12 protein-coding genes are annotated in these 17,056 nt (G+C 59.0%); 7 read left to right on the top strand and 5 right to left on the bottom strand.

What is annotated here, in order from left to right; translation table 11 throughout:
- Positions 1-331: 331 nt before the first annotated feature.
- A complete protein-coding gene (locus tag ACOYW0_RS23845; protein ID WP_482416226.1) occupies positions 332-826 on the top strand; it encodes a GNAT family N-acetyltransferase in 495 nt (164 codons plus the stop codon).
- Positions 827-902: 76 nt separating this feature from the next.
- Here ACOYW0_RS23845 and panF read toward each other — a convergent pair whose 3' ends face one another.
- From panF to ACOYW0_RS23865, 4 genes are all read right to left on the bottom strand, one after another.
- On the bottom strand, positions 903-2,393 hold the full coding sequence (panF, locus tag ACOYW0_RS23850; protein WP_482416227.1) for a sodium/pantothenate symporter: 1,491 nt from the start codon (positions 2,391-2,393) through the stop codon (positions 903-905).
- Complete coding sequence (locus ACOYW0_RS23855) at positions 2,390-2,677, bottom strand: YhdT family protein (protein WP_482416228.1); 288 nt, start codon at positions 2,675-2,677, stop codon at positions 2,390-2,392. Before ACOYW0_RS23855 ends, panF begins: the two co-directional genes overlap by 4 nt.
- Positions 2,678-3,245: 568 nt before the next feature.
- On the bottom strand, positions 3,246-4,841 hold the full coding sequence (locus tag ACOYW0_RS23860; RefSeq protein WP_482416229.1) for a hypothetical protein: 1,596 nt from the start codon (positions 4,839-4,841) through the stop codon (positions 3,246-3,248).
- 424 nt (positions 4,842-5,265) lie between these two features.
- Entirely contained in the window at positions 5,266-6,168 is a 903-nt protein-coding gene (locus ACOYW0_RS23865; RefSeq protein WP_482416230.1) for a DMT family transporter, read from the bottom strand.
- A 355-nt stretch (positions 6,169-6,523) separates the two neighbouring features.
- Here ACOYW0_RS23865 and ACOYW0_RS23870 point away from each other — a divergent pair, with 355 nt between their 5' ends.
- Positions 6,524-8,695, top strand: a complete 2,172-nt coding sequence (locus tag ACOYW0_RS23870) for an alpha/beta fold hydrolase (protein WP_482416231.1) — start codon at positions 6,524-6,526, stop codon at positions 8,693-8,695.
- Positions 8,696-8,843: 148 nt separating this feature from the next.
- Here the strand turns inward: ACOYW0_RS23870 and ACOYW0_RS23875 are convergent, their stop codons facing one another.
- Entirely contained in the window at positions 8,844-9,095 is a 252-nt protein-coding gene (locus tag ACOYW0_RS23875) for a hypothetical protein (RefSeq protein WP_482416232.1), read from the bottom strand.
- Between the two features lie 55 nt (positions 9,096-9,150).
- Between ACOYW0_RS23875 and ACOYW0_RS23880 the strand changes: the two genes are divergently transcribed.
- The 5 genes from ACOYW0_RS23880 (at position 9,151) to uvrC (ending at position 17,053) form a co-directional block, all read left to right on the top strand.
- The gene (locus ACOYW0_RS23880; RefSeq protein WP_482416233.1) at positions 9,151-10,827 is read left to right on the top strand and encodes a glutamine--tRNA ligase/YqeY domain fusion protein; all 1,677 of its coding nucleotides are present in this window, start codon (positions 9,151-9,153) and stop codon (positions 10,825-10,827) included.
- 120 nt (positions 10,828-10,947) lie between these two features.
- Positions 10,948-11,427 carry a 2-C-methyl-D-erythritol 2,4-cyclodiphosphate synthase gene (gene ispF / locus ACOYW0_RS23885; protein ID WP_482418860.1) on the top strand — a complete coding sequence of 160 codons (480 nt, stop codon included), beginning with the start codon at positions 10,948-10,950 and terminating at the stop codon, positions 11,425-11,427.
- Positions 11,428-11,667: 240 nt separating this feature from the next.
- Complete coding sequence (cysS, locus tag ACOYW0_RS23890; RefSeq protein ID WP_482416234.1) at positions 11,668-13,110, top strand: cysteine--tRNA ligase; 1,443 nt, start codon at positions 11,668-11,670, stop codon at positions 13,108-13,110.
- A gap of 119 nt (positions 13,111-13,229) precedes the next feature.
- On the top strand, positions 13,230-15,230 hold the full coding sequence (gene uvrB, locus ACOYW0_RS23895; RefSeq protein WP_482416235.1) for an excinuclease ABC subunit UvrB: 2,001 nt from the start codon (positions 13,230-13,232) through the stop codon (positions 15,228-15,230).
- A complete protein-coding gene (gene uvrC / locus ACOYW0_RS23900; protein WP_482416236.1) occupies positions 15,227-17,053 on the top strand; it encodes an excinuclease ABC subunit UvrC in 1,827 nt (608 codons plus the stop codon). Before uvrB ends, uvrC begins: the two co-directional genes overlap by 4 nt.
- The last annotated feature ends 3 nt before the right edge of the window (positions 17,054-17,056 follow it).

Here is a 17,056-nt window from a genome sequence, read left to right on the forward strand (position 1 = left end):
AGGCTCTGCCTGGGAATGCGACACGGAGGCTCTGCCTCCAGAATTGAGATCGCCTCATCCTGTAAGCTCCAGTGTCAAGGTGGGGGAAACTTGTAAACTCATTTGTAACTATTCAGCTTATGCCTCCGGCGGTCTTTCCGGGGCCTAAGATTATAAAAAACTTAACAAAAAGGTTTGAAAAATTCCTTTTAAATGAATTTTGCGTTTAAAGGCGGATGTGATTTGACCCGAGGAACGAGGGGCAAAACGCATCCGCAACCTGCTTTCAAGGTGGCACACCTTGCCGCCGGAGGCATGTGTTTAAATCTTATTTTAAGGAGTATGGATCGACGTGTCCTTGGTTTTTCGAAATGCGCAGTTGAGTGATGTGGATGTGTGTCATCGTATTGAGTCTTCGCGGTACCCGGAAGATGAAGCGGCAAGCAGGGAGAACATCGAAAAGCGGATTGCAGCTTTTGCCGAGGGGTTCCTTGTGGCTGAGCGGCAGGGGGAGGTTATCGGCTTTGTGAACGGCGGGGCCACCTCCAAGGTGGATCTGGCCGATGAGGAGATCAAGGCGATGATCGGCCATGATTCCAAGGGGGAGAACCTTGTGATCATGTCGGTTGTGGTGGATGAGTCCGTGGCCGGAACCGGCGTTGCCGGGCAGCTGATGAGGGCCTATGTGGCCGGGGCCTGGGAGCAGGGACGCAAAAGCATTTTTCTTCTCTGCAAGACCCACCTCATCTCTTTTTACGAAAAATTCGGATTCCGGTGGATCTGCAAGTCAAACTCCACCCACGGTGGTGCCGAGTGGCACGAGATGGCCGCTGAGGTTCCCGCTTAACGAGTACCGATCATTTCGACTGAAAAAAACACCCCGCAAGAGCGATCTTGCGGAGTGTTTTTGTTTATTGAGCTTGTCAGTCACCGGTTCCCCAGAAGAGATCCAGGGTGGCTTTGCCCGGTTTGGGGTTGAGGAGGCTCACAAGGACAAAGACGCCCAGGGTGATGGCCAGGACCGGGACAATGACGTGCATGCCGGCCACCCGTTTTATGTAGACGGCAAAGATGAAGTAGGAGGCCACGCCCACGACCATGGAAGCCAAAGCGCCTTCGGCATTGGCCCGCTTCCAGTAGAGGCCGAGGACCAGGGGCCAGAGAAAAGCGGCCTGGAGCCCTCCGAAGGCAAAGAGGTTGAGCCAGACGATGAGGTCCGGCGGGTTGAAGGATGCGCCGAAGACAATGAGTCCCAGGATTGCCGTGGTGTAGACGCTGAGGCGTTTCACCATGGGGCGTCCGGACTCGTCTGCGTCGTCTGTTCCCGGGACCTCTTTTTTGACGTAGGTGATGTAGAGGTCCTTGACGATGGTGGCCGAGGCGAGGATGAGCTGGGAGTCGATGGTGCTCATGATGGCGGCCAGGGGGCCTGCCAGAAAGATCCCGGCAAACACCGGGGGCAGAACCTTGAGGGTGAGGGCAGGCATGATCTTGTCCCCTGCGGTGAGGCCGGGCACGATGACCCTGCCGAAGGCCCCGCACAGGTGCATGCCGAGCATGAGAAAGCCCAGGACAAAGGTGCCAACGATGATGGCACGGTGCATGGCGCGGCTGTCCTTGTAGCCGAAACAGCGAACGGCCGTGTGGGGGATGCCGATGACCCCGAAGCAGACCAGCACCCAGAAGGAGAGGATAAAGGGTTTGCTCAAAAAGCCGTTGGGGCCTGCCGGGGTGATAAGGGCCGGGTCCACGGCCTGGAGAGAGGCCACCAGGTTGGGGATCCCGCCCCCTGCCTTGATGACCCCGGCCAGCAGGGCTGTGGTGCCCACGAGCATCACCACGCCCTGGACGGCGTCGGTGAGGGCCACGGCCCGGAATCCGCCGATGGTGGTGTAAAGAACCACGGTGGAGGCGAAGATGACGAGGCCGGTGTTGTAGGAGAGGCCGGTCATGCCCTCAAAGAGGCGGGCGCCGCCCACGAACTGGGCCACCATGGCTGCGATGAAGAAGATCACCAGGGCCAGGGAGCCGAAGATCACCACCCACTGGTTGTCGTAGCGGGCGCGCAGGATGTCGTTGATGGTGACCGCGTTGATGCGCCGTGCGATGATGGCGTATTTTTTTCCCAGCACCGACAGGGAAAGCCAGGCCGCAGGCAGCTGGATCATGGCCAGGAGCACCCATCCCAGGCCCATTTTATAGGCGACGCCGGGGCCTCCCACAAAGCTGCTGGCACTGGTGTAGGTGGCCACCAGGGTCATGGCCAGGACAAATCCGCCCATCTGGCGACTGCCGATAAAGTACTCTTCCAGGAAGTTCCCGCTCTTGGAGAGAATTCGGTTGGCGTAGGCTGCCAGGAGATAGACCAGGATCAGATAGACCGCAAGGGGGACGATGAGGGCGGGTTGCATCATGCCTCACCTCCTTTGGGCGTGTCGGTTTTTTCCAGGGAAACCTCCCGGAACAGGAAACGCACCATCAGGGCGGCCAGCAAGGCAAACATGAGAAAACCCGCCACGCAGCTGTAGAAAAACCAGGCCGGGAGCCCCAGGACATAGGTATACTCGGAGACGGGCTTGTCCCCGAATCCGTAAGCGGTGGCATACCACCAGATAAAATAGGCCAGGCTCAAGGCAACGGCAATGGCCGCCTCTTTGTTGGCCTGGATAAAGCGTTTGTCTGTTTGGCGTTTCTTCAAAACCCTTCCCCCTTGAAAAATCAGCAGAATAGCTCTCTGTCCGCGTGGCAGATCAACGTCCGGTAAGTCGTCCATTGATCATCCAGCGCGCCCTGCACCATAGGTTGCGCACTATACCATGGAGGGCCGAGGGATGACCACTGGATTTCAAAAATAGAACATCCATTCCTTTTGCCTGTCCGGGGGAGGGGAACATTCGGGAATATCAGGTAGGGTGCGCTTGCGCACCGCCGAAGCGCCGCACCGCTCACCAAAGCCGATGAGGTTGGTGGGTTTTTGCATCGTATAAGCTAAGGAGAAGGGTGTAGATTCCCCGGGACCATGGTGCGCAAGCACACCCTACGGTGTGACGCGTGAATATCGGTGTCGGGGATATGAGGCAGGGTGCCCTTGCGCACCGCCCATCAAATCCGATGCGGTTGGTTGTTTGTTGTACAGGGCTTTCCCTTCGCCAGCCATCATACCAAAAAAGGCCGGGAGATCCCGGGGAGGGATATCCCGGCCCCATTCCACTGGTCAAGGCCGGATTGGGTAGCCGAGGAGGCGGCCTCTTGCAGGGAGGGGGAAGCTAGAAGAAGAACTCCAGTTTGTGGTACAGGGCGTAGGTGTCTTCTGTGGCAGTGCCGCCGCTGCGATCTTCCCAGTAATCCCCTGCCTGGAGGAAGGCTGCCACACCGCTGTAGACAAGGTTGTCCATGATGTTCCAGCTGAAAGTCAGGTCGTATTCGATGCCGTGGTCGTCGTCGACGTTGGCCGGGGTGTCGTCTGCCTGGGAGCTGGCGATGAGGGCGCCCAGATTGACCCTGTTGTCAAAACAGGTGTAGTTGACCCCGGCGTACATCATGCGGTAGCCGTCCAGTACCGCGGTGTAGGCGGTGCCGAAGCCGTCGCCGATGAGGTTGCCCAGGCCGTCGCCCAGGGTGGTGTTCATGCCGTGCTCGTCACTGGTGAGGATAAAGGCCTTGGCCCAGTCCGAGCCCGGGGCCACGTAGCCCATGTTGCCGATGTCGTCGTCGGTGTAGTCGGCGTCGCCGGTGGTGATGGCGTAGCCTGCCTGGAGGGTAAAGTCCGCGATGTCGTAGCGGAGCTCCCCGAACCAGGCGTAGCCTTCCACGTCCCGGTCCGTGTTGTTGGCGTCGTACTCAGCCTCGCCGAAGATGTAGTCCAGCTCTGTGGTGATGCCCAGGGGGCCGAATTTGCCGTCAAAGTAGGGGGCCAGGAGAAAAACCTTGGCTTCGGTTGTGGCGCCGCGGGGCAGGGCCTGGAGGGCGGCAGCTGCTTGCAGGGCCTCCGATGAGGCCGCGAATGCGGCGGCTTGCTGACCAGTACTTCCCGCTTGCGCAAGTGCATTTGCAGCCAAGGTACCGTATGTTGCGGCCAATGTACCATTACCATCGGTTGCAGCTGCGGTGGCAAGGGCTTGGTAAGTAGCTGCATCGACCCCGAAGCTTTGGGCTTGTGCGACAAGGCTGTCGAACTGAGCCTTGTCTGCCGTGGCCTGCTCGGCACCCCCGGCATTCTCCAGGTCGGTACTCAGCTTGGCCTGCTGGGGGTCTTGAAAGAGGTGAAAGTTGTAAAAGGCGGTGAGCAAGCCTGTGCTGTACCTTTTGGTCTTGTAGGTGGCGCCGATGTAGTACTTATCATTGTCGTCATTGGTGATGTGGTCGTTTTTGGCGTTTTCCGTCACCTTTTCGGCCACGGCCCCGATGTAGAGTTTGTTTTCGCCGATGGGGATGGGGGTGACAAGCTTGATGCGGTCGGTGTCGGTCTCGTCGTCGGACCAGCTGGTGCCCCAGACCACACCCTGCATGCGACCGATGGAGAGGAGGCCGATGGGGGTGATGATTTCCGCGTAGGCTCGGTCGAAGTCAAAGTTGTCGTCGTCTTCGTTGTTGTCAAAGGCGGAGTCCCTGGAACTGAGGACCTTGTCCAGGGCGTCGAAGCGGGTGATTATCTTGATGTTGTCGGTGATCTGGGCCTCGGTGAGGACACGAAGCCGCATTTCCCTGAAGCTGTCGGTGGAGTCGCTCTTCTGAAGGGTGGCGTTTTCGTTGTTAACGCCTTCGAACTGGAGGCTGCCGCTTATATCCAGGTCCAGGGCGAGGGCTGGGGAAGCAATCAGCATCGAAAGAACGAGGGGAAGGAAAAGCAGGCATCGTCTCATGTTTTCGTCTCCTTTGAGTGACATAGGTACCGGTGTGTGACCTGAAGTAAGGCACATAAACAACGTTTTGTGTCGGCGCGACTCAAAACCGGATCCGCCATGGGCAATGTCTCAAAATAACTCAACTGAGGGAGATGTTAGTATGCGTAAACGATGTTATTTGACCCGAAATTAAATGTCAAGTGCTATCGCAAGTAACGGCACGCTTTTTACGGGTGTCTTATTAAGCGAAACCAAGACGCTTTTGTGTGGAGTGTTAAGGGAACTTTTTCCTCGTTAAAAGGGGGGAGGGGAAAGGCTTCCTAAGCGGTGGGTCTTTTTTCTTATATACCTAACTGGGCCACCGGGTGACGTATCCGAATTGAGGAGGACCTCTGCGGATATTCACCCGGTGATGGCATGGGGGGTGAGAAAAGGCGTCTCATCACCCCCTGGCGGTCGGCGTGGCCTTTTTGGGGGCCATGGCCAGGTAGACGTTGCCCCCGAAGATGAGAAAGGCTCCGAGCCACCCGACGAGGGTGAGGGCGGGTTCGGCGGCGATGACAGGGCCCAGGAGTGCGGCCAGAAGGATGCGGGAGGACGAGATGATGCTTCCTTCCACGGCGGTGACAAACCGGAACCCAAAGGTGATGAAGACCTGCCCCATGACGCTCACCACCGAACAGAGCCCCACAAAGAAGAGGGCTTTGCCGCCGGGCCAGACAATGCGGTCCCGGAAGAGAAGAAAGATGATGACACACCCCAGGGCGAACATGAAAAAGAGGGTGGTCTCCGTGGAGTGGACCCGTCGCGAGAGGTTGAGGTAGATGATGGCCACCGACGCGCTGATGCCCGATCCCAGTCCCCAGAGGGAGTTGATATTGAAATGGGAGAAGAGGCCGCTGTGGACCATGTCCGGCACGAGGATCATCACCACCCCGGCAAAAGCAATGAGGACCACGCAGATGGATGCGTAGCTGCGCTCATCCTTCAGGGTAAACCAGCTTACCAGGGCCACAAACAGAGGGTAGGTCATGTTGAGGATATTCCCCTCGGCCACGCTGGTGAGGTCCACGGCCTTGAAAAAACAGTAGACGGCCATGGTGTTGGCCAGGGTTCTGCCGATGAGATAGTGCCAGTTTACAGGCTTAGGCGGCCGTTTTTTCATGACGAGAAGGACGCCGACCATGACGAACCCCAGGAAAAAGCGTCCGAAGACGAAGTTGGCCGAATCGATGGTCACCCCGCTGAGTCTTGCCCATCTGAGGGCGGCGGTGGCGAGGTAGAAGCAGACGGCCGATGCAAAGACCGATGAAAATCCGAGTAATTTGTTGGACGGCTGGCTCATAAGGCAATGGTTCGGGCGGGCATGCCCGTATTGGGTTTCTATATAAGATGGCGCCGGGATGTCATCAGGGCCAACGGGTCACAAAGGGGACCATTCCGGAGGGCGACGAGGGCAACGCGGCAGGGAGGGGACTCGAACGGCTCTTTTCCGCCCATGTGTCCCGTGCCGGTCAGACGGCCTGCTGCACTATGCAACCAAGCCGAATGAGGTCCTTAGATATGCCCTATTGCAGGAATTGTCAATGGGTATGGACTTTTGAAACCAAACCCTGTTTAATGTTCGTGTCCGTATCCCCTCACGGGATCTGTTTCTCACCCTTCACGCTGACACATCCTGTTTTTCGGAGAGACTGATCATGAACCGATTTGCCTTTCATTCCACCGGACTGGCCATCAAGGCCATCTATGACATGGCCCGCGCCCGGGTGAACCTGTACGGTGAGGAAAACATCCCCGACGGGTCCGTCATCTTTGCCGTGAACCATTTCACCCGCATTGAAACCATTTTCCTTCCCCTGCACCTTCAGAAACTCACGGGGGTGCCTGTGTGGTCCCTGGCCGATTCCGCCCTTTTCAAGGGGTTCGTGGGGGACTTCATCAGCGAGGCCGGGGCGGTTTCCACTCGGGATCCGGATCGGGACAGGCTCATGGTGAAGACCCTGCTTACCGGTGAGGCCAACTGGGTGATTTTTCCGGAAGGGCGCATGGTCAAGACCAAGAAAATTTACGAAAACGGGGAGTTCGTGATTCGCGCCGAGGGAGGCCCTCATCCGCCTCGAACCGGTGCGGCCACCTTGGGCCTGCGCACGGAGTTTTACAGGGAGCGCCTGAAGGTGATGCAGGAGAAGAAGCCGGAAGAGTACCTGCGTCTGCTGGCGATGTTTGGCATGGAGGCGTCCGAGGCCAGGTTGGACCAGGCCACTTCCATCGTGCCGGTGAACATTACCTACTACCCCTTGCGGGCCCGGGAATCCATCATCAGCCGCATCACCGGTTCCCTGCTGGACAATCCCTCCACCCGTACCCTGGAAGAGCTCATGACCGAGGGGAGCATGCTCCTGGACGGGGTGGACGTGGATGTCCGGTTCGGTAAGCCCATCAAGGTGCGGCCCTATCTCAAGAATCCGGTGGTGGCCTGGGACATCGCCACCACCGACCCCATCAACTTCGACGACCCCATCAACTCCAGGGACGTGCTCCGGGAAGCCTCGCGTACCTTGATGAAGGCCTACATGAGGGCCATCTACAGCATGACCACGGTGAACCACGACCACATCTTCGCCCTGCTGATGATGCGCCACAGAAGCGATTACATCGACCCCATGGATCTGAAGACCCGGGCCTTTGTGGTGAGCGACTGGCTTCGCAAGCAGATCGGGATCTACATCCACTCCAGCCTGGAGGATTCCCAGAGCCACCTCCTCACCGACGACCGGTACGAAAAATTTTCCAACATCATGGAGGTGGCCGAGGCCAAGGGGGTGGTGAGGCGAAGCGAAGAGGGGGACATCATCCGCAACACCGAGCTGTTGGGGGACGAAGGGCAGTTCCATACCCTGCGCATCCAGAATCCCTTGATGGTGATGGCCAACGAGGTGGAGCCCCTGACGGATTTCACCGCCTTTGTGGACCAGGTGGCCCGGGAGCCCGCTGCCCAGGTGCGGCGGCGGATTTTCGGGCTGTTGATGGAGAAGGGGATCAATGACTTCACCAAAGACCGCGAGGCTTTTTTCATTGACGGGGAGACCAAGCCCGCTGAGATCGGGAGTCCCTGTCTCCTCAAGGGGGACGAGGAGAGGCGGGGTGTCCTTCTCGTCCATGGATACATGGCGGCCCCGGCAGAAGTCAGGGGCCTTGCCGACGAACTCCAGCGCCATGGCTACTGGGTTTACATGCCGCGGCTCCAGGGTCACGGCACCGCCCCCGAGGACCTTGCCGAGCAGCGCTACCTGAACTGGGTGGTCTCGGTGGAGGAGGGGTACGCCCTGCTGAAGAACATGTGCGATACCCTGTTTGTGGGGGGCTTTTCCATGGGTGCGGGGCTGGCCCTGGACCTTGTGACCCGCATTGCCGGAGCCGACGGGGTGAAAGGGGTCTTTGCCGTGGCCCCGCCCATGAAACTCCAAGACTATTCCAGCCGGTTCGTGCCGGCGGTGGATACCTGGAACGCCCTCATGAAGCGGCTTCGCATCGACCGGGTGCGCAAGGAGTTCATTGAGAACAGGCCGGAGAACCCCCACATCAACTACGCGCGCAACCCCGTCTCCGGGATTCGGGAGATCGATCGCCTCATGGACCAGCTGGCGCCCAAGCTCGAAGAGATCACCATGCCCGCCCTCATCGTGCAGTCGGCCCGGGATCCTGTGGTGAGCCCCAAGGGAAGCCGGAAGATTTTTGATCGCATCGCCTCCGAAGACAAGGAGTACCGGCTTTTCAATTTTTCCCGACATGGGATTCTTCTCCATGAGGGGAGCGAAAAGGTCTACCGGGCCGTGGTGGAGTTTCTGGCCGACCACCGGCAGGGTTAACGCATTTAGATTTTTGCCTCCGGCGGCCCTGCCGGGGGCCAAACGTTTGCCAATTTAGATGCCTTGGGTTTGACAAACAGGCTTTGTTTTTTGAAGATGCGTTACTACAGAGCATAGCCCCTCTTCTTTTTTTAATTTATAAAGGCGCTTATCTCCAGCCCCTGCGGGGCTTGAGATAAGCGCCTTGATTACCGGAACGTTTTTGCGGAGCTTTTTTCAAAAAGCGACCCGCCGGAGGCAACTGATTTTTTACATGCGTTGCCCCTGCGACCACCGGTGATTCCTTTTGTGTTGGCACGGGGGTTGTGATAAAAATATCGATTTTGAGCAGAAGACCGCCGCAGGGAACAGGGCAGCCTTTACGCAGAAAGGGCCCGTTTGCTGCCGCTTTTTCATACATTTCAGACGACACCATCACACAACAACGGGTGTGAGCCAAGAGGGAGCTGCCGTACATGAGCGAGACCGAAAACAAACCGGTTGATTTTATTCGAAACATTATCAACGAAGACCTGGCTTCCGGGAAACACGAAGGCGTTGTGACCCGTTTCCCACCCGAGCCCAACGGCTACCTTCATATAGGGCACGCCAAGTCCCTCTGCCTCAACTTCGGCATTGCCGAGGAGTACGAGGGGGCTGTCTGCAACCTGCGCTTCGACGACACCAACCCGGAAAAAGAGGACGTGGAGTACATCGACGCCATCAAGGCAGACGTCTCCTGGCTGGGCTTCTCCTGGAACGGTGAGCCCCGGTACGCCTCCGATTACTTTGAGGCCCTCTACGCCTACGCCGTGGAGCTGGTCAAAATGGGCAAGGCCTATGTGGACAGCCTCACCGCAGAAGAGATCCGTGAGTACCGCGGCACCCTCACCGAGCCGGGCAAGAACAGCCCCTACCGGGACCGCAGCGTGGAAGAGAATCTGGCCCTTTTGGAGGGCATGAAACGGGGTGATTTCGAGGAGGGCACCCACATCCTCCGAGCCAAGATCGACATGGCCTCTCCCAACATGAACATGAGGGACCCGGCCATCTACCGAATCCGCAAGGCCGATCACCACCGCACCGGTGATGCCTGGTGCATCTACCCCATGTACGACTTTACCCACTGCCTCTCCGACGCCATGGAGGGCATCACCCACTCCCTGTGTACCCTGGAGTTTGCCGACCACCGCCCCTTATACGACTGGGTGCTGGAGACCCTCAAGACCCCGAGCCATCCCCAGCAGATCGAGTTCTCCCGGCTCAACATCAGCTACACGGTCCTCAGCAAGCGCAAGCTCCTTCAGTTGGTGGACCAGGGCCATGTCAGCGGGTGGGACGATCCGCGCATGCCCACCATCAGCGGGATCCGCAGGCGCGGTTATACCCCCGAGGCCCTGCGCAACTTCTGCCGCCGCATCGGTATCTCCAAAAAGGAGAGCCGCATTGACTACACCATCCTGGAAGACTGCGTCCGTGAGGATCTGAACGAAAAGGCACCCCGGGTCATGGGTGTGCTGGCGCCCCTTAAGGTGACTGTCACCAACTACCCCGAAGACCTGGTGGAGGAGATGGACGTCATGAACCATCCCCAGAAACCGGAGATGGGCACGCGCAAGGTGCCCTTCTGCAGGGAACTCTACATCGAGCAGAACGATTTCATGGAAGAGCCCCCCAAGAAGTTCTTCCGCCTGGGACCCGGCCGTGAGGTGCGCCTCCGAAGCGCCTACTACCTCACCTGTACCGACGTGGTGAAGAATGAGGCGGGCGAGGTGGTGGAACTCCTCTGCACCTACGACCCCGAGTCCAAAGGGGGCTCCACCCCTGACAACCGCAAGGTCAAGGGCACCATTCACTGGGTCTCCGCCCGCCATGCCGTCAACGCCGAGGTCCGGCTCTACGACCGCCTCTTCAAGGTGGAAAACCCGGAAAAAGAAGGGGACTCCTTTCTGGATAACCTCAACCCCGATTCCCTTACCGTTCTTGCAGACTGCAAGATCGAGCCGGGGGTGGAGAAGAACGACAACGGGGCCTTCTTTCAGTTTGAACGCACCGGGTACTTTAACCTCGATCCCGTGGACAGCACCCCTGAAAAGCCGGTGTTCAACCGCACCGCCACCCTGCGTGACGCCTGGGCCAAGATGAATAAATAAGAGCTAAGGAAGAAAGCCTCCGGCGGCCCTGCCGGGGGCCAAACGTTTAAAAAGTTTGACAAACAGGCCTTGGAAGCATTTGCAACCTGGCTCATCCCCTGGCGTTGGAGGCAAAACGTGATACGAATAGGAAAAGGGTATGATGTTCATCGCCTGGTGGAAGGGCGTGAACTTGTTCTGGGTGGGGTGACCGTGCCTTATGAGAAAGGGCTCCTGGGGCACTCCGATGCCGATGTGCTTCTCCACGCGGTGTGTGACGCCCTGTTGGGCGCGGCGGGCCTGGGGGATATCGGGGAACATTTCCCGGACAGCGACCCCCGTTTCAAGGGGATCAGCAGCCTGGTGCTGCTGGCCCACTGCACGGCTCTGTTGGGGGAGAAGGGGTATGAGGTGGTGAACATCGATGCCACCCTCATGGCGGAAAGGCCGAAAATTTCCCCCTACAAAGCGGCCATGCGGGAGAACATCGCAGAGGTGCTCTGCCTGGATCCCGATGCGGTGAACATCAAGGCCACCACCACCGAGGGGCTGGGGCCCGTGGGGCGCGGGGAGGGCATGGCGGCTCTTTGCGCGGCCCTCATACAAAAAGTGGAGAGCTGAATCCGTGCCTGCCCTGGGTGTGGCCCACAGCGATTCATTGCAGATTTATCCTTTGGTCGCCCCTCTGATGCCTTGACAGGGGCGGCAATCGTGATGATTATCTAAACTGACTTTTAGAGAAGAGAGCCCCGGTGACGGGGCTTGAGCGTTGAGGGCGGCACAACGGCCCTGCAGCGGATACATAAGGCGGCACACAGCGTGCCCGAATGATAACGACAGAGAAGAGACGGTGAACTGAGCATGGCGCTTCGCATTTACAACACATTGTCCGGACAGAAAGAAGAGTTTCAACCCATCGAAGAGGGCGAGGTCAAGATGTACGTCTGTGGGCCTACGGTCTACGACTCCAGCCATATCGGCCATGCCCGATCCGTGATCTTCTTCGACGTGGTGTACCGCTACCTCAAAGGCCTGGGCCTGGATGTGACCTATGCTCGAAACTTCACCGACATCGACGACAAGATCATCAACCGTGCCGAGCAGCTTGGGGTAACGGCCAAGGCCGTGGCCGAAAAGTACATGGACGAGTTCCATCGGGACATGGACGCCCTGCACGTCAAGCGTCCGGACCTTGCCCCCCTGGCCACCGAGCACATTGACGACATCATCGCCCTGATTACGAGACTCATCGACAAGGGCAAGGCCTATCCCGTGGACGGCGACGTTTACTTCCGCGTCACCTCCTTTGACGGCTACGGCAAGCTCTCCGGTCGAAAACTGGAGGACATGGAGGCCGGGGCCCGCATCGAAGTGGACGACCGCAAGGAGAACCCCTTTGACTTTGCCCTGTGGAAGGCCCAGAAACCGGGTGAGCCCGCCTGGGAAAGCCCCTGGGGCATGGGACGGCCCGGCTGGCACATTGAGTGCTCGGCCATGAGCTCACGTCTTCTGGGGGAAACCATCGATATCCACGGCGGCGGCAAGGACCTGATCTTTCCCCACCACGAAAACGAGATCGCCCAGTCCGAGGCGGCTTTCGACGCCCCCTTTGTGAAGTACTGGATGCACAACGGCTTTGTGAACATCAACGCCGAGAAGATGTCCAAGTCCCTGGGCAACACCACCATGATCAAGGATGTCCTCAAGAACTATCATCCTGAGGCGGTGCGTCTCTTCCTGCTCTCCAACCACTACCGCAGCCCCATCGATTACAACGAGCAGGCCATGAAAGAGGCCGCAGGCAACCTCGACAAGCTCTACACCCTGCTGCGTCGCATCTCCGATGAGTTCGGTAACCTGAGCATCCTGCGGCTCCAGTCGTTCAACAACAAGTTCGGGGACCTCTTCCGTGAGTTCTGCGAAGGCATGGAAGACGACTTCAACACGGCCCGCGGCATGGCGGCCCTGTTCGAAGCCCTTCGCGCCACGAACCGCACCATCGACGAGATGACCGATGAGAACGCCTTTGAGTCCAAGATCGAGATCGACGGGCACATGGTGGACCTGTTCAAGATGGCCAACATCCTCGGGGTACTCAACGAGAACCCGTATGAGTACTTTGAGGCCAAGAAGGACAAATCCGGAGTGGACGCAAGCCGCGTGGAGGCCCTGATTCAGGAACGGGCCGAGGTGCGCAAGGCCAAAAACTTTCAGCGGGCCGATGAGATCCGCGAAGAATTGACCGCCATGGGGGTCGCCATTGAAGACGGCCCCGGCGGCACCACCTGGAAAATGATGGACTAGGCCACGGCGCTGTTCACCCCTTCCGGGACCATCAATCGATAAAAAAAGCGGCCCGGCATACGGACCGCTTTTTTTTTGTGTATATCGGGACTCCCCGCAGACAGGCAGGTTATATCGCCATGGAACCATTTAAAATTGTATCGTCATTCACCCCCCAGGGCGATCAGCCCAAGGCGATCCGCCGCCTGGTAAAGGAGCTGAACAAGGGAACCGCCAATCAGGTCCTCCTGGGGGTGACGGGGTCGGGCAAGACCTTCACCATGGCCCACGTGGTGGAGCAGACCCAGCGTCCCACCCTGGTGCTGGCCCCCAACAAGATCCTGGCTGCCCAGCTCTACAGCGAGTTCCGGGAGCTTTTTCCTGACAACGCCGTGGAGTACTTTGTCAGCTATTACGACTACTACCAGCCGGAAGCGTACATTCCCAGCAGCGACACCTACATCCAGAAAGACTCGGCCATCAACGAGCTCATCGACAAGATGCGCCATTCGGCCACCCGCAACGTCCTGTCGCGGCGGGATGTCATCGTGGTGGCCAGTGTCTCCTGCATCTACGGCCTCGGGGCGCCGGAGGACTACCTGGCCCTGAGGGTGGAGCTCTCCACCGGGGATGAGCGGAGCCGGGAGTCTCTGCTCACGGACCTTGTCTCCATCCAGTACGAGCGCAGCGATATCGATTTTCACCGGGGCTCCTTCCGCGTGCGGGGGGACCGGGTGGAGATTTTCCCGGCCTACGAGGAGAAGGTGGCTGTGCGGGTGGAATTTTTCGGGGACGAGATCGACACCCTGGCCGAGTTCGACCCCCTCACGGGCAAGACCCTGCGAAAGCTTAAGCGCACCGTCATCTATCCGGCCAGCCATTACGTCACCCGCAAGAGCACCCTCAAGAAGATGCTCAGCAATGTGGAGGTGGAGCTCAAGGACCGTGTGGAGCACTTCCATCGGCTCAACAAGCTCATTGAGGCCCAGCGCATCGACGAACGGACCCGCCTGGACCTGGAGATGCTGCGGGAGATCGGTTACTGCAACGGCATCGAGAACTACTCCCGGTATCTCTCCGGGCGCAATGCAGGGGAGGCGCCGCCCACCCTCCTGGACTATTTCCCCGATGATTTTCTCCTGCTGGTGGATGAGAGCCATATCGCCCTTCCGCAGGTTCGGGCCATGTACAAGGGGGACCGCTCCCGCAAGGAGACCCTGGTGGGCTACGGATTTCGCCTGCCCTCGGCCCTGGACAACCGGCCCCTGAAGTTCGAGGAGTTCGAAAACAAGCGCGGGCAGGCCATTTTTGTCTCTGCCACCCCTGCGGAGTACGAGATGGAGGCCGCAGACGGCATGGTGGTGGAGCAGATTGTCCGCCCCACGGGTCTGGTGGATCCCGAAATCGTGGTGAAGCCCGCCGAGAACCAGGTGGACGATCTCTACGAAGAGATCCGAAAACGCCTGGCGGCTCGGGAGCGGGTGCTGGTCACCACCCTGACCAAGCGCATGGCCGAAGACCTCACCGACTACCTCACCGATCTCGGGGTGCGGGTGCGCTACATGCACTCGGACGTCAAGACCATGGAGCGCATCGAGATTGTTCGGGACCTGCGCCTGGGCAAGTTCGATGTGCTGGTGGGCATCAACCTCCTGCGGGAGGGTCTTGATATCCCGGAGGTCTCCCTGGTGGCGGTTCTGGACGCCGATAAAGAGGGCTTCCTCCGGTCGGAACGGTCCCTGGTACAGACCTGCGGCAGGGCCGCGCGAAACGCCAACGGCAAGGTGATTCTCTATGGGGATAACATCACCGGCTCCATGCAGTACGCCATGGACGAGACCAAGCGTCGACGGGCCATCCAGATGGCGTACAACGAAAAGCACGGCATTGTTCCAGCCACCATCTCCCGGGAGATTCAGAGCAGCTTCGGGGAGCTTTACCATTTTGACGACGAAACCGCGGATGACGCGGTGATGGAAGAGGTGGCCGAGTACGGGGCCGAGTCCATGGACGACGGCGCCCTCCTGGAAACCCTGGAGGCCTCCATGCAGGAGGCGGCCCGCAACCTGGAGTTTGAAAAAGCTGCTCGCCTGCGGGACCAGATTCAGGAGATCAGGAAGCGGATAGGGGAGGCGTCGTGAACCAGGGAATCATGATTCCGGAGGCCCTGGCCGAGCAGTTGAACTGTCTTGTGACGGACCCGGGGGTGTATCGGTTCAAAGACGAAAAGGGGACCGTCATCTATGTGGGCAAGGCCAAGAATCTGAAGAAGCGGGTCTCCAGCTATTTTAACCGCACACACACAGATCCCAAGACCGCGGCCCTGGTCCGCAAGGTGGTTTCCCTGGATACCGTGGTGACGGCCACGGAAAAAGAGGCGCTTATTCTGGAGAGCAGCCTCATTACCCGCCACAAGCCTCGTTACAACATTATCCTCAAGGACGATAAGCGCTATCCTTCCCTGCGGATAGACCCCAACGAGGAGTGGCCGGGCCTGGCTATCGTACGCCGTATTGAAAAGGACGGGGCACTCTATTTCGGCCCCTACACCTCGTCTTCGGCCGTGCACGCCACGGTGAAGTTCATCAACCGTCACTTTAAGCTGAGAAAATGCACCAACAGTACCCTCAAGAGCAGGTCTCGGCCCTGTCTCAACCACCAGATGGGCCTCTGCCTGGCCCCGTGCTGCCTGGATGTTTCCCGCGAGGCCTACATGGAGATGGTCTCTCAGGTCATCCTGTTTCTTAAAGGGCGCACCCCGGAGCTGGTGGAGAGCCTGAGGTCAGAGATGGTCCGGTGCGCCACTGAGGAGCGCTTTGAAGAGGCGGCCGAGTTGAGGGATCGCCTCTTTGCCGTGGAGAAGACCCTTGAAAAGCAGGTGGTGGTGGCTACGGACATGGGGGACCGGGACGTGGTGGATGTCTGCATGCACGGTCCTGCGGTCTGCATCACGCTGATGCAGGTGCGCGGCGGTGTACTCCTGGGGAGCCGGAGTGTCCACCTTCTGGAGACCATGGCCGGCCCCGAAGAGGTAGCCGAGAATTTTATCTGCCAGTACTACGAAAAGCACGCGGCCCCTTCCGAGGTGCTGGTTTCCCATCGTTTTGACGGGGTTGAGACCGTATCCGACCATCTGCGGGAGACCGCCGGACGCCGCGTGCAGCTTCTGTTTCCCTCCCGGGGGGAAAAGGCAAAGCTCATGGCCATGGCCCGCAAAAACGGAGAAAAACGCCTGGAGGAGATCATGTCCGGGGCGGACGCGGACCGCAAGGTTTTAGAGAACCTCATGAAACGCCTGGGCATGGACCGGCTTCCCGAGCGCATCGAGTCCTACGACAACTCCAACACGGCGGGCAATGACCCGGTTTCGGGGATGGTGGTGTTTGAAAACGGGCGGCCCAAGAAGAGCGACTACCGAACCTTCCGCATCAAGGCCGATACGCGGTACGACGACTACGCCTCCATGGCCGAGGTGCTCACCCGGCGCTTCGGGGACCCTGTGAAACGGGAGCCCCTGCCGGATCTTTTGATGGTTGACGGGGGAAAAGGGCAGCTCAATGTGGCGACCCGGGTCCTGGAGGAGCTGGGGCTTCTGGGGGCTTTTACGGTGATCGGCATCGCCAAGATGCGCGAGGAGGCCGGTGAGACCCAGGACAAAATTTACCTTCCCGGGCGTTCCAATCCCGTGAACATGGGGATGCAGCCCGACCTGCTCCTCTTCCTTCAGCGCATGCGGGACGAAGTGCACCGGTTTGCCATCACTTTTCAGCGTCGTGTGCGCGGCAAGCGGTCGGTTTCTTCGAAGCTGGACCATGTGCCCGGGGTGGGGAAGAAGAGGAAGACCATGCTCCTCAAACATTTCGGGGGGATTACGGCCATGAAGGCCGCGTCTGAAGACGAGCTGGCGGCCCTGCCCGGCATCACGCAGGAGATTGCCGGCGCTATCCGGCGCGCCCTGGAGTGATCC

This window comes from Desulfoluna sp. HI9BLuna (assembly GCF_056829775.1).

Excerpts from the sequence above, each read along its gene's own strand:
- cysS (WP_482416234.1), top strand. The coding sequence starts at position 11,668 with ATGGCGCTTCGCATTTACAACACATTGTCCGGACAGAAAGAAGAGTTT.
- ACOYW0_RS23865 (WP_482416230.1), bottom strand. The coding sequence starts at position 6,168 with ATGAGCCAGCCGTCCAACAAATTACTCGGATTTTCATCGGTCTTTGCA.
- uvrB (WP_482416235.1), top strand. The coding sequence starts at position 13,230 with ATGGAACCATTTAAAATTGTATCGTCATTCACCCCCCAGGGCGATCAG.
- ACOYW0_RS23875 (WP_482416232.1), bottom strand. The coding sequence starts at position 9,095 with ATGTATGAAAAAGCGGCAGCAAACGGGCCCTTTCTGCGTAAAGGCTGC.
- ACOYW0_RS23880 (WP_482416233.1), top strand. The coding sequence starts at position 9,151 with ATGAGCGAGACCGAAAACAAACCGGTTGATTTTATTCGAAACATTATC.
- panF (WP_482416227.1), bottom strand. The coding sequence starts at position 2,393 with ATGATGCAACCCGCCCTCATCGTCCCCCTTGCGGTCTATCTGATCCTG.
- ACOYW0_RS23860 (WP_482416229.1), bottom strand. The coding sequence starts at position 4,841 with ATGAGACGATGCCTGCTTTTCCTTCCCCTCGTTCTTTCGATGCTGATT.
- ACOYW0_RS23870 (WP_482416231.1), top strand. The coding sequence starts at position 6,524 with ATGAACCGATTTGCCTTTCATTCCACCGGACTGGCCATCAAGGCCATC.